We start from the raw sequence: 13400 nt of genomic DNA on the forward strand, positions 1-13400 counted from the left end.
TACTTTGTGGCCTTCCTATATTTTTCAGAACGAAATTCTGTACAAAACTTTTTTCTCAGTTTCTATCCGATCACTTCCCGCTTTGCAATCAGATACGTTGCCAGGTAATACAGAACATAGACAATTGTCATAACGCCTGCAATACTCCCTGCGACTGTGTAAAGCATTCCGGTCAGATTTCCCATATCACAAAGATCCAATAACCGTGCCCCGATCAGTGCAGTCGGAATACAAAGAATCACGGGAATCAGAAACGGAACAAGAAAGAAGGTAAAGGTCTGCCAGAAAAGAGCCCTGCTCTGCTCTCTTCTTCCCGCACCCAGGCGCATCAGAATCTGATAGCGCTTCCGGTCCTCTCCAATCTGGGACAATGTTTTGAGCGCCAGAATTGCCATAGCCATTAATAAAAACACGGCGGCCAGGTACAACGCGCCGACAACGAACACCGCAATCTGTTCATTCCTTTCCTGCTTGCTGCTTTCCCGGAAAAAATAATCGCACCGCGGTTCCTCGAGCCTTTCCCCCATGTACTCGGTATACACTTGATAAGTAAGTGCCTGCTCTGCTGCATCTATGGCGCTGCGATCAAAAGTGTCCGGCTCAAGTTCATAGGAAACAATTTCCTGTTCTGCAGTCATTGCACGCACAGCCTCATCCGGCACAACCACAACACAGAGCAGGTAATTAAAAATCCGATACTTCTGCTGCGGCGCCTGCGTCCACCGATACGTCTCCCCATTCAGCACAAGCTCTATCTTGCTCCAGTCCATCTGTTTCCAGGAAACATCGTTGGCAAGCACAAAAAATTCATGATCAAGCTCGATCGGCTCACAGCCAAGCGGCGTTACATACGCATTAAAATCACTCACTGTCATATAAGAATCATGCAGACTCGTTCCCGCCGCCCAGTCCACATACCGGTAAAAATTCTGTTTCCCATCCGTATACAACGTGTAGGAATGTTTTTCCCGGACATTCACATATTTTCTGATCAGCTGTTCCGCCTCCTCGATCGACGGTCCTTCTCCGTGTTGCACAAAACCGTCTCCCTCAAGTTGCCCTGTATAAAGAATGTCATATGGAAAATCACGGCGCAGCGCTTCCTCTTCCGTACCTTTTTGAATAAAAGAGAGGTTTGCCCCGACCACCGCAAAAGCAAGAAGCGAGGCCAGCAAGCCAAGCATCACTGAATTACTGCCAAGCGAGGCCGAAAGCTGCCGCAACACAAACGTATTTGTCCCCCGCGCAGCAAAACGCCTGCTCCTTTGCAAAAAGCTGATACCGCCCCTTGCAAATGCGATGTGGAACATGACAAGGCTGATGGCAAAAATCCCGATACAGCCGACTACACCGGACAGATCAGAGGAAGCAGTCTCCATCGCGCACCGCATACCCTCGTAAAACTGAAACCCACTGTACAAAAGCCCTGCCAGAAAAAGCAGAGTCAGCAATGCCCAGAAAAATGGATGGCGTACAGTCCGCTCGACCTTTTTTTCGCCATGCAGCAGACTGTAAATACGTACTCGCTTCAGATACACAGCCGAACCAGCTGCCGATACGAGAAATAGCCCCGCCACCAGCGCTACCGTTCCGGCAAGCCCCTGCATGGAATACGCTGAAAATGTAAACGTAACGTCCAGCAGCTTCATCATAACCGCCATAAAAAACTGGTAGACAAAAAGCCCCAGAAAAATTCCCGCCCCCAGCGCCGCCATGCAGATCAGAACCGTTTCTCCGAGAAATATTTTCAGGATATCCCGACGTGTCATTCCGAGTGTCAGATACGTACCAAACTCTCTTTTGCGTAGCTTCAGCATAAACGAAGTCGCGTAGCTCAGCACAAAAGCCACCACGAAGGAAATAAAAACCGTCAGCCCCTGAAGCAAGCTTGTCAGGTTCTCCGAACTCTTTGCCTTTTCCTGTAGCTCATTTCCATAGATAATATTGTTCATTGCAAACAGGAAAGCAACCGTAAAAGCGACTGTCATAAAATAAATCAGATAGCTTCTCATCTGCCGCTTAACATTGCGCAGCGCAAGTTTCCAGTACGGCATCGAAGCATAATCATCCGTCTTTTGTACCTCTCCATCCCTACCGTCTTTTTTCCTATACATCAGCCTCACCTCCCAGCGCTGCCGTTACGGACAGGATTTCCCGGTACATTTCCTGACGGCTCCGTCCTCCCTTGTATATCTCGCTCCAGATCTTTCCATCCTTCAAAAAGAGGACACGTCCGGCATACGAGCCCACCACTGCATCGTGAGTTACCATCAGAATCGTTGAGCCCAGCGTCTCATTCATCATCTGAAAGGTCTGCATCAACAGCTTTGAATTGCCGGAATCCAATGCCCCAGTAGGTTCATCAGCCAACACCAGCGCCGGATTTGTAATCACTGCCCGGGCGCACGCCGCACGCTGCCGCTGACCGCCGGAGAGTTCATACGGAAATTTTTCCAGCTGATTTGCAATGCCAAGCGCCTCTGCCGCGCGCCGCAGCTCCATTTTCGTCTCCCGCACTCCCGTACGCCGCAAATTCAGAGGCAATACAATATTTTCCCCGATGGTAAGTGTATCCAGCAGATTGTAATCCTGAAAAATAAAACCCAGCTCATCGCGTCGAAATACCGACAATTCTTTTTCCTTCTTTTTGTTTAACAGCTTTCCGCGAACCAGAATTTCTCCGGAGCTCACCTTGTCAATCGTCGAAATTACATTTAAAAGTGTACTTTTTCCGGAGCCCGAAGCTCCCATAATCGCTGTAAACTCTCCGGCCTCCACATCAAACGTAATCCCATCCAACGCCTTTGTGACAACACTGCCAAAGCCATAATATTTTGTCACATTCTTCAAACAAAGTATTTGTTCCATAGATATCCCTCCATTGCAGGGCTTATCGCTTCCTGTACTGCCCTGCTTCCGGTTCTACTTTAACACAAAAGCCCCCTCTTTTTTCTAACGGTACCAGGGCAGATTTCTTACAGTTTTGTAAGACTTCAAATACGTCTCCAATCCACTACGCTCCACTCTCTTCTTCCCCTTCAAAGTTCAGAACAACGCGCGTATAACTGCCTTCCTCTGACGCAATTTCCAGTCCGATATCCATCCGGCTGCACAGCTCTTTTACAATATAAAGTCCCATACCTGTGCTTCCGCCAAGGCGTTTTCCATTGCTCCCTGTATAACCGCGCTGTGTCACCCGGCGCAGCTCGTGCGACGGAATACCAATCCCGTTATCCTCTACCGTAATCTTGCCATTCCCAGCACAGATGCAGATCTGACAGCCCGGACAGTATTTCGCACAGTTAATCAAAAGCTGCTTTAAAATAAAACAGACCGTCCTTCCGTCTGTATACATATCAAAATCGCCATCTACCTCGGCACAGATACCCGCCGCGGTCAAAAGTTCCATTTGACTCCACAGCGCTTCACGAATCAGCTCCGCAGCCCGCACCTGCCTGATCTGCGTTTCATTGCCAGCCCGGCGTATGCGCGCATAATAAAGAATACTCTCTGTGAGATTCTCTGCACGCTTTAGCTCCTGTTTCAGTTTCTGCGACACCTCTTCTGCTTTGTCCAGATCTTCCTTGCATTCCACAACCCCTTTCGCCCTGTCCAGGATCAATGAGCATGCCGTAAGCGGCGTGCGCATCTCATGAATCCAACATTCCACGTAATCACAATAATCCTCTTTCTCCCGTGTTGCCTGCTCAGCCACCTCTATGGCCGCCTGCGAAACCGTCTTCATGATTTCATAATACCGATATTCGACCGGCTGCACCGGCTTTGGAATTACCTCCCCCAGGAGATACTTCTCCGGCAGCTCATTCATCACCCGCTCCAGTTTCTGAAGCCTGGAATTTTCAATCAAAAAATCTGCCACAAGCCATAAAACCACCAACACCCCCGCTGCCGCATTGAGTACAAAAAGAAAGGCAAACGGCACTTCCGCAAAAGCCAGAAAAATATCCAGAAACAACGTACCGATTCCAAGAAAACATAAAGTCACTGCTTTCGCATACAGATATTCTCCAAACCTCATAAACGATACCCCACGCCCCGAACCGTCCGGATATAATCCTGCGCCCCGATTCCTCTGAGCTTCTCCCGCAGCCGGTTGATATTTACATACAGTGTATTTTCATCAATATACAGACTGTTATTCCACAAATCCTCAATGATTTCGCTTCTTGTGCACAGCTCCTTCTGCATCAGACATGCCAGGATACGCGTCTCATTTTTCGTCAGCTCCGCCGTCTTGCCCGCAAAGCACACCGTCAGATCAGTCAGACTCAACGTCAACTCCCGAACCGACAGTACAGCACTGCTCTTTCGCTTCAACAGCCGTGCAATCCTGGCCAGAAGGACCGACGAATGATACGGCTTGCGGATATAATCATCTGCTCCCACGCCAAATCCCAGAAGCTCATCTTCTGCTGATTCCCGTGCTGTCAGAAAAATAACCGGCACATCAGACCTCTCCCTCAGCCTTCTGCAAAGCTCATACCCGCTCTGTCCTGGCAAGCCGATATCAAGAAGTGCCAGGTCGCAGTCCGGTATCTCGGTACGGTCCCCCTGCGTTTGGCCATGAGGCGCTGTCATTTCGTTCCCGTTCGGCGCCATACTGTCCGTCTGCAAGCAGACCACCTGATACCCGTTCGCCCGCAGCAGACCGCTCAATTCCTCCCGTATCACCCTGTCATCCTCCGCAATTAAAATCCTGTCCATGATCTGTACCCTCTTTATTCCTCTGCTTTACTATACTTTCTTCGCCTGTACAGTTTATCATAGCTCTCATAAATTAACCACCAAAATCTCTCCCAGGTCCTTTATCCTTCCCCCTTTTGCTTCAAACAAATTTAATACAGCTGCAAAACAGAAAACCGCTGCAAAATGCAAATGGAACGTTTATGTAGCTCCCATGCATTTTACAGCGGTTTTTGTTTTTGATATGATTTTTTACACTGTGCAGTATTTCAGCACAAATGTGCTTTCAGGTATGTATTTCCAAGTTCCCTTTTACTCGTTCATCATGAAATCAATTAGCTTCTCCACATCCTGTGGCTCATATGCAATAATCTCAAGCTCCGGAATTTCTCCGTTCGAAAAAATATTTGCCATAGATACATACTGGCTCAGTTTTGACTTCAAGTTCAGTCTGTCTCCTTCTCCTGTTACCAGTTCTACCTTTCCCTTACAAGCATCCACTACCTGAAAGAATTTATCAATATTTCTAATATTCTGTACTTTCATTGCTTGTTCTCCTTTCTTCTTACCTTATCTTCTACGCATTCAATATACGATGAAAAATCAGGAAAATCAAGCCTTTCTTTTATTTTCGGCAGTATTGCGGCATTTTCACACAACCACAAAATCCGCTTTGTCGGTATTGCTTTCTTTCCGTTTTTATGGTGCAACTATTTTGTTGCTATTGCTTCCACTTCCAGCAAAACATCCTTCGGTAAACGTGCAACCTCCACGCAAGAGCGCGCCGGGAACGTACCGGTAAAGTATTTTGCATACACTTCATTGATCTTTCCGAAATCATTCATTTCCTTAATAAATACGGTTGTCTTGATCACAGCCTCTATACTGGTGCCTGCTGCCTGCAACAGCGCTGCCATATTAGAAAACGCCTGCTCTGCCTGCGCTTCGACACCTTCCGGAATTTCTCCCGTAGCAGGATTTACCGGAATCACACCCGATGTAAAAACCATTCCGTTTACCTCAATTGCCTGTGAATACGGCCCGATCGCTGCCGGTGCCTTGTCTGTACTGATTGCCTTTTTCATAAATATAGTTCCTCCTTTGATTCTTTTAGCCCTACTCTTTTATCGCCCGGATATGTCCGTCACGGATCTCCACTCTGCCCTGCTTCATCAATCGGCCTACCGCACGTTTAAAAGCGTTTTTGCTGAGACCGAACTCTCTTTGAATCAGCTCCGGCGACGCCTTATCATCAAAAGGCAGGACGCCGTCAAATTCTCCGATTATCTCCATCACACATTCAGCATCTTCATCCATCTGTAAATATGCCTTTTCCCTGATTGAAAGATCGAGCTTGCCGTCCTCTTTGACGCCGCTTACTCTGGCCCGGACAATATTTCCCACCTTCAGTCCTGAGATGCCCTCACGTTTTGGAATCAGCCCCGAATACGTATCATCTACCGCGACAAATGCACCGAAATTATCGCTCAATTCATACACACGCCCACGCACCTGATCATCTATGCGGTATGGTGAATTTTTGCAAAGGTAGGGATATACCTTCATGGTTCCACAGAGGCGACCGCTTTTATCGAGATACAAGGCAATCACACACTCGTCTCCCGGATATACCTTACCTGTCTGCTCATGGAAGGGCAAGAACAGATCTTTCTCCAGCCCCCAGTCCAGGAAAGCCCCGATTTTCGTGACCTCCCTTACCTTCAAAACCGCCGTCTTTCCGATTGTCAGTAGCGGCTCCCTCCTTGTGGCAATGGGCCGGTCACTGGAATCTCTGTACAGAAACACCGTCACCTTATCCCCGCATTGCATGCTTTCATCCGTTTCCTTTTTCGGAAGAAGCACTGTCTCCTCGTCTCCGGCTTTCTGCGCCAGATAAACCCCAAAGGTGACCTTTTTTACGATCATCAGCTCCTGCTTTTCTCCTATTGCTAACATTCTGCCTCCATTTCTGTCTTACATGATCCTCTCTTAGATCTTCCCGCACCTTCGCTTGTCGTGCGCCTTACTTACCGCGTATACTCTACAATCGCATACGGCTCTCCCTGTGAGTCGCACAAGCTCACAACCACCAGATCAGCCGCCGCATAAACCATTGGTACAATCGTATCATGAAGCTTTGCCTGCTTTCGATATTCCACCCTGAGCCATACCGGCTCAAAATCATCCGGCAAATACTCCTCTGCCATACGGATATACTGCCCGTTATTCACATGCCGGTTCGTATCCAAATGATAGCTGCACACAAGAAGCGCCGCCATCTTCTCCTGCTCTTTCGGTACCTGAATCTTTCGCGAATGCTGCTTCATAGCAAGCGCAGGTTCCATCTCATAATCTGAAATCAACTCCGGAGAAAGTTTCGCCGGATGTCCGGTCTTCACATCCATAAAAGCCCACACGCTGTTCGCCTTTGCAAGCATCTCACCGGTCTCATCGTACATCACATAATTCCGGTATCCATAAAACGCCTTAAATCCATGCGGCCAGGTCTTCGTTACAATCCGTTCTCCGAGACGCGGTCTTCTTATAATCTCAATCTGCCAGGACAGAATCATCCAGGCCCTGTCCAAACTTTTCAGATATTCCAGGCCATTCCCACAACTTTCCGACTGAAACGTAGAACTGTCCTGAAAATAATCTACCAGAGAAACGCGTGTCAGCCTCTGCTCTATATCCATCTCACTGTAACGCACTCTGCTCTCAAACTGATATGCCATCGTGTTCCCTTCATTTCCAAAAACTATACGGAACTTTGCAAAAGCTTTGCTCTGCAATTCCATATCTGATTATTATACAAGCCAGACGAACGGAAAACAAGCCCTTAATGGACAAATGTATGCTTTAAAACTTCTAAAAACGACAGTAAAAAAGGCGCCCCGATTTTTCGGACCCGCCTTTTCTGCTTTTTCTATACTGCCATTCTGGACACCTTTTCTGAATATCCGGCGCCTTTCCAGCCCAATACCTGAATACTTTTCCGTTTAATCTTGATAATCTTCTCTGCCTCCATCTTCTTGAGAAGCCTGGAAACCACCTCTCTCGACGTTGCAAGCTCGTCCGCCAAATTCTCATGCGTCACAAGAACTGTATCCGTTCTGTACTGATCACAGTATTCATAAAGTTTTTTTCTCAGTCTTTCTTTCAATGAAAGGAAGCTCAGATCATTTATCAACTCCAGAAGCTTTGTAAACGCTTTCACATAACACTGCTCCTGCCACTTTCTCACATCTGCACACTCACTGTACATCCGCGCGCTCAGCTGTTCCGGAATATAGTACAACTCTGTCTCACCGACACATACGACCTCGATGCTGTATTCGTGTGAATCCAGACACAATGCCGGCAAAGTAAATCCGGAATTCTCCGGAAGAATCTTCTGAAGTACGATCGTTCTTCCTTCTTCATCTCTCATAATCAGATGCAGCTCCCCCTTCAGCAATGCCCAGATTTTCCTTCCGCTGAGTATTTCTTCTGCATCAACACTTTCTGAATCTTCAAATCTGCACAAAACGGCCTTTTCTCTGATTTCTGCCTTCATTTGAACCTTTAAGCTTTCCAAACACCCTCCCCCTAATATCGTCTGACACTTATCAAGAGTTGCTCTGCTTTTTTCCATAATTCTCCTCCCAATACATAGCAAACCTGTGTTAGTGGCCTCATCATTTCATCACAATGTGCATATTATACTGTGAAATCTTTTTCCTAAAGCATTTTCTTATGTTATAATACTATATTCTTTTCTTCCTTCTGTCAATCACTTTTACATTTTTGATTTTTTTCACAAAAATCAGGTCTATTTTTCATTCACTTTGCCATGTTTTTTGTTCATTTTTGTTGACATTTGTCACTTTTTCCCTCATAATATAAAATATGTAAAGCATATTTTAGTGAGAGACAGTGTCTGCGTTTTCTCAAATCCACTTTACCGGTTTTCGTTACATAAATTTGTAGAGAATATTTCATATTGGCCTCTTTGCATAAATTCACAAGCATATTTCCTATATTATTATCAAAGTTGCCATAAGATCAATTATCATATATACTAATATAGAAGAATTACGAAAAATGTTATCCTATATTTCAACTACACACGCAGGGAGATTTTATCATGACTATTAAAGATATAGCCGGGTTAGCCGGTGTCTCAATATCCACAGTTTCCAAAATTATCAACGGCAAAGATGAACACATTAACCCCCAGACGCGTACAAGAGTTTTGCAGATTGTAAAAGAATACAATTTCACTCCATACGCTGCTGTCAAAAGCTCGCCGGATGCCAAAAAATTTCTGCTCGGTGTTCTGCTGCACTCTTCCCGCGCTTCTGCCTCGCTTCTCAGTGGCATTTTGCAGAGCGCCCAGGAACACAGTTATGGAATTTTGTTGTTAGAAAGCAAGGGCGATCCTCAGCAGGAAGCAAAGCATATTTCTACGCTCTGCCGTAATGGCATTGATGGCCTTCTCTGGGAACCAAGTTCTGCTGATCTTTCTTCCCACTGTGATTTTCTGAAACGCCAGAAAATACCATATTATTTTATTGGAAACACACCACATACCCCTGCTTTTGAAATTGACTTTTCCCAGCTCGGATACTATTTGGCAGATATTCTGATTCGCAAAAATCATACTTCGATCGTCTGTTTTCCCGGCGAAGACGGTCAGCGCTCAGCACTCTTTCAAAAAGGATTCTGCAAATGCCTTTATGAACATCAAATCTCCTGCCCTGAGCATCTGATTCAACGCACGTTTGATGAAACCTTTCTTCATAAAATCTTGCAGTATAATATCACAGCTGCAATTTGCGCCGACTTTAAAACAGCACGCGCACTTTACGATGCACTGCAACGGCAGCATTACGAAATTCCTTCGGATTTCTCTTTGCTTAGCCTGAACGATCATGATAACCCGCACGAAAATAACTTTGTTTCTGCGGTTATGATTCCATATCATGCCTTTGGACAGCACGCCTGCCAGGAACTGATCGGCATCTGCGAAAAATCATCCCAGGATAGCCCTGTATTCATGTATACGCCGTCTTGCAGCCTGAATCACGAATGTTCCATCAGCTATCCTGCCTTTATGCAGGAAAAGTTCTTTATTTCTGTCGGAAGTATTCATAAGGATATTACGTTCAACGTAAATGCGCTTCCTCAGCTGGGAAGCACTCTGAAAATTCACAATTCTGCCACTTCAATCGGTGGAAAAGGAGCCAACCAGGCAGTGGGAGTGGCAAAGCTCGGACACGCGGTTCATCTGATTGGCGCAGTCGGAAATGATTTTGATGCTACTTTTATTTTAAATATGCTCGAAAAAGAAAATGTCTCAACACAGGGAATCTTCCGAAACAAAAAGGCCAGGAGCGGAAAAGCATATATTTATGCAGAAAGCAGCGGCGAAAGTGCCATAACGGTTCTTTCCGGGGCCAACGACTGTCTGACACCAGAAAATATTCAAAACAGCGAATATCTCTTCAAAAACGCATGCTACTGCCTGATATCCGGTGAAATTCCATTAGACACCGTAATTCTTTCTGCCCAAATGGCCAAAAAACACCATGTTACAACTGTTTTCAAGCCATCTACGCTGGAGCAGCTGCCGGAAGCGCTGTATCAGACGGTCGACATGTTGGTTCCCAACCGTAAAGAAGCATCCTCGCTTTGTCCCGGTTGTACTTCTGTAGAGGAACAGGCAGAATACTTTTTTGGCAAAGGCATCCCCATCGTTATCATTACACTGGGGCACGAGGGATGTTACCTCAAAACAGCTGCTATTTCCCAGTATTTTCCGGCAGCCGAGATGGAAGCCTGCGATACCACAGGCGGCGCCGATGCATTTATTTCGGCACTTGTTTCTTATCTACATACAGGCTATTCGCTCACACGCTCTATACAAATTGCCATGTACGCATCTGCATTCTGTATCGCAAGGCAGGGCGTTACCTCTGCGTTGATCGACAAAACCAGTCTTGAGGTATATATTGGCAGGACACAGCCGGAGCTGCTCATTGAGCGAGACTGACATGTTTCGCTCCGTGTTTTTCTGCAGCCAGAACTGTTTTCCCTATTTTTCTCATATATAAGCAACATGTGAATGAAATAATCTAAATAAAAAGCTTCCACAGTATTTCGCTGTGGAAGCTTTTTATTATATTTTCTCTTTCCCATTTCTGGTTACAGACACTTTATTGCTGTATCTGATTATTTTTTCTGTTTCATCAACATATTGCCCTGTACGATCTCAATGTAAGCTGCTACGATGATTACAAGACCTGTTACGATGAACTGATAGAATGTATCAACACCGAGTACGACAAGTCCAACCTTCAGCGCTGAGAAAAGTACAGCTCCGATTACAGTACCGAATACATTTCCGCGGCCTCCTGCCATGGAAGTACCACCGATTGCTGCTGCTGCGATTGCATCAAGCTCATAGCCCTGACCTGTAGACGGGTCACCCGTTCCAAGACGGCCAATGATAACCAGAGCTGCCAGCGTTGTTCCCAGCATACCGATTCCATACAAAAGTACCTTTGTACGCTCTACACGTACACCGGAAAGTCTTGCTGCATCTTCATTACCACCAACTGCATACGCATATGTTCCGATTTTCATTTTCTTCAGAACAAAGGTAATAATAATTGCAAATACAAAGAATACAACTACAGAAAATGTAAATACAGAAGTAATCTTAAAGTTAAATACATTTCTGTACTCTCTCGGTACGTTCAGTACCGGGAATCCACCCGTTACTACGTAACCAATACCACGATAAACCTGCATAGTTCCCATCGTAGCAACAAACGGCTGCAGTTTCATAACGCCAACCAGAACGCCGTTGATTGCTCCAAGCAGAAAACCAAGTCCGAGACACAGGATAATCCAAAGCGGGATCGGAACCCCTGCTTTTGCCATCTGTGCGCCTGCACACGCTACCAGAGCCAATACTGAACCAACCGAAAGGTCAATTCCGCCTGTGATGATAACGCATGTCATTCCAATACCCATCAAGCCATATGTAACTGCCTGTGTAATAATCGTTGCAATATTCGTCGTAGAAAGATAGGAATGTTCCAATATACTGAATACAATAATCGTAACAAACAGTGCAATCAGAACGCTCCACTCTCTGCGGTATTTTTTATAAATAGCATTCATTATACATCTTCCTCCACAGTATAATTCAGAATTCTTTCCTCAGAGAACTCTTCTTTCATAAGCTCTCCTGAGATCTCTCCTTCACGCATAACCAGGATACGATCACTCATACCCATAATTTCTGTCAGCTCCGAAGAAACCATGATGATTGCGATACCTTTTTCTGCCATCTTCTCCATCAGAAGGTAAATCTCTGATTTTGCACCGATATCAATACCCTTCGTCGGCTCGTCAAAAATCATGACAGATGCATCTGTTGACATCCAGCGGGCAAGGATTACCTTCTGTGCATTTCCACCAGAAAGACTTACTGTCATAAATTCCGGATCGTTCGGCTTCAGGCCTACCTGAGTTCCCTTGTCCTTAGCATTTGCGTTCTTCTTTGCACTGTTAATTACAAAGCCTGACATGTATTTTTCCATGCTTGCCAGAGCCATGTTATCCATGTTGTTGAAGTTCGGCATGATACCTTCTTCTTTACGGTTTTCTGAAATCAATGCAATTCCCTGCTTGATCGCATCATTCGGCAATTTGCAGTGGATCTCTTTTCCATTCAGGAAAACCTGCCCTGATGTACGGGGATCTGCTCCGAAAATCGCACGCATAACTTCCGTACGTCCAGCTCCTACCAAGCCGAAAAATCCAAGAATTTCGCCCGGGTACAGATCAAAGCTGACATTTTTAAACATGCCACCGCTTAAGTTCTTCACCTGAAGAACTGGCGTACTTCCTCTCTTCTGACAAGGCATTGTACGTTTTGCAAACAGTGAAATGTCACGGCCTACCATAGCCTGAACCACTTCATCACGTGTTGTCTTGTCCATCTCAATTGTTCTAATAAACTTTCCATCGCGCAGTACCGTTGAACGATCACACATCCGGAAAATTTCATTCATTTTATGGCTGATATATAAAATCGTAATTCCCGCATTCTTCAGCTCATGCATGATTCCAAATAATGTCTCTACCTCTTTGTCACTCAGAGAGGCAGTCGGCTCGTCAAAGGAAATCACCTGCGCATTTACCTCCAGCGCCTTCGCGATAGCAATCATCTGCTTCTGTCCGGCTGATAAATCTCCCATCCGGTCTGTCGGCCGAAAGTCGCAGTTCAATCGCTTTAAAAGCTCTGCGGTATCTGCATTCATCTTCTGTTTATCAATAATTCCGAACCTACCCGGCTCTTTTCCCATAAACATATTTTCAGCGACCGTCATATCCGGAATGCTGACGATCTCCTGGTGAACCTTTGCGATTCCAAAATCAATCGCATCCGCTATATTGGAAAATTTTGCCGGCTTTCCCTCTATCCGGATCTCGCCTGAGGTCGCCGGAAAAACTCCGTGCAGAATATTAAGCAGCGTACTCTTTCCCGCTCCATTTTCTCCGATGATCGCATGGATTTCTCCTTTGCGGATCGAAAAACTGACATCGTCCAGAGCCTTCTGCCCGGGGAAAGTCTTGACAATATGTTCAAATTCAATGAATTTATCCATTGATACATCCTCCGTCTGAAGTTCTCTTTTTCT

General features: G+C 45.8%; 12 protein-coding genes. 1 reads left to right on the forward strand and 11 read right to left on the reverse strand.

Annotated elements, in window-relative coordinates; genetic code table 11:
* Positions 1-62: 62 nt before the first annotated feature.
* The 9 genes from AC6I2O_RS06585 to AC6I2O_RS06625 form a co-directional block, all read right to left on the reverse strand.
* Positions 63-2114, reverse strand: a complete 2052-nt coding sequence (locus AC6I2O_RS06585) for an ABC transporter permease (protein WP_497742166.1) — start codon at positions 2112-2114, stop codon at positions 63-65.
* Complete coding sequence (locus AC6I2O_RS06590) at positions 2107-2868, reverse strand: ABC transporter ATP-binding protein (RefSeq protein ID WP_497742167.1); 762 nt, start codon at positions 2866-2868, stop codon at positions 2107-2109. Before AC6I2O_RS06590 ends, AC6I2O_RS06585 begins: the two co-directional genes overlap by 8 nt.
* Positions 2869-3013: 145 nt before the next feature.
* Complete coding sequence (locus AC6I2O_RS06595) at positions 3014-4039, reverse strand: sensor histidine kinase (RefSeq protein ID WP_120391116.1); 1026 nt, start codon at positions 4037-4039, stop codon at positions 3014-3016.
* On the reverse strand, positions 4036-4725 hold the full coding sequence (locus AC6I2O_RS06600) for a response regulator transcription factor (RefSeq protein ID WP_120391117.1): 690 nt from the start codon (positions 4723-4725) through the stop codon (positions 4036-4038). Before AC6I2O_RS06600 ends, AC6I2O_RS06595 begins: the two co-directional genes overlap by 4 nt.
* Positions 4726-5016: 291 nt before the next feature.
* Entirely contained in the window at positions 5017-5250 is a 234-nt protein-coding gene (locus tag AC6I2O_RS06605; protein WP_120391118.1) for a polya polymerase, read from the reverse strand.
* A 164-nt stretch (positions 5251-5414) separates the two neighbouring features.
* On the reverse strand, positions 5415-5789 hold the full coding sequence (locus tag AC6I2O_RS06610; protein WP_120391119.1) for a RidA family protein: 375 nt from the start codon (positions 5787-5789) through the stop codon (positions 5415-5417).
* A 31-nt stretch (positions 5790-5820) separates the two neighbouring features.
* The gene (locus AC6I2O_RS06615) at positions 5821-6660 is read right to left on the reverse strand and encodes a CvfB family protein (RefSeq protein WP_120391120.1); all 840 of its coding nucleotides are present in this window, start codon (positions 6658-6660) and stop codon (positions 5821-5823) included.
* Between the two features lie 71 nt (positions 6661-6731).
* Positions 6732-7439 carry an acyl-[acyl-carrier-protein] thioesterase gene (locus AC6I2O_RS06620; RefSeq protein WP_120391353.1) on the reverse strand — a complete coding sequence of 236 codons (708 nt, stop codon included), beginning with the start codon at positions 7437-7439 and terminating at the stop codon, positions 6732-6734.
* A 191-nt stretch (positions 7440-7630) separates the two neighbouring features.
* The gene (locus tag AC6I2O_RS06625) at positions 7631-8338 is read right to left on the reverse strand and encodes a Crp/Fnr family transcriptional regulator (RefSeq protein ID WP_120391121.1); all 708 of its coding nucleotides are present in this window, start codon (positions 8336-8338) and stop codon (positions 7631-7633) included.
* A 492-nt stretch (positions 8339-8830) separates the two neighbouring features.
* Here AC6I2O_RS06625 and AC6I2O_RS06630 point away from each other — a divergent pair, with 492 nt between their 5' ends.
* The gene (locus AC6I2O_RS06630; RefSeq protein ID WP_120391122.1) at positions 8831-10738 is read left to right on the forward strand and encodes a PfkB family carbohydrate kinase; all 1908 of its coding nucleotides are present in this window, start codon (positions 8831-8833) and stop codon (positions 10736-10738) included.
* A gap of 179 nt (positions 10739-10917) precedes the next feature.
* Here AC6I2O_RS06630 and AC6I2O_RS06635 read toward each other — a convergent pair whose 3' ends face one another.
* Together AC6I2O_RS06635 and AC6I2O_RS06640 are read right to left on the reverse strand one after the other, a co-directional pair.
* Positions 10918-11874 carry an ABC transporter permease gene (locus AC6I2O_RS06635; protein WP_120391123.1) on the reverse strand — a complete coding sequence of 319 codons (957 nt, stop codon included), beginning with the start codon at positions 11872-11874 and terminating at the stop codon, positions 10918-10920.
* Complete coding sequence (locus AC6I2O_RS06640; protein WP_120391124.1) at positions 11874-13367, reverse strand: sugar ABC transporter ATP-binding protein; 1494 nt, start codon at positions 13365-13367, stop codon at positions 11874-11876. Before AC6I2O_RS06640 ends, AC6I2O_RS06635 begins: the two co-directional genes overlap by 1 nt.
* Positions 13368-13400: the final 33 nt, after the last annotated feature.

It is taken from the genome of Blautia sp. St.27G3, assembly GCF_059728505.1.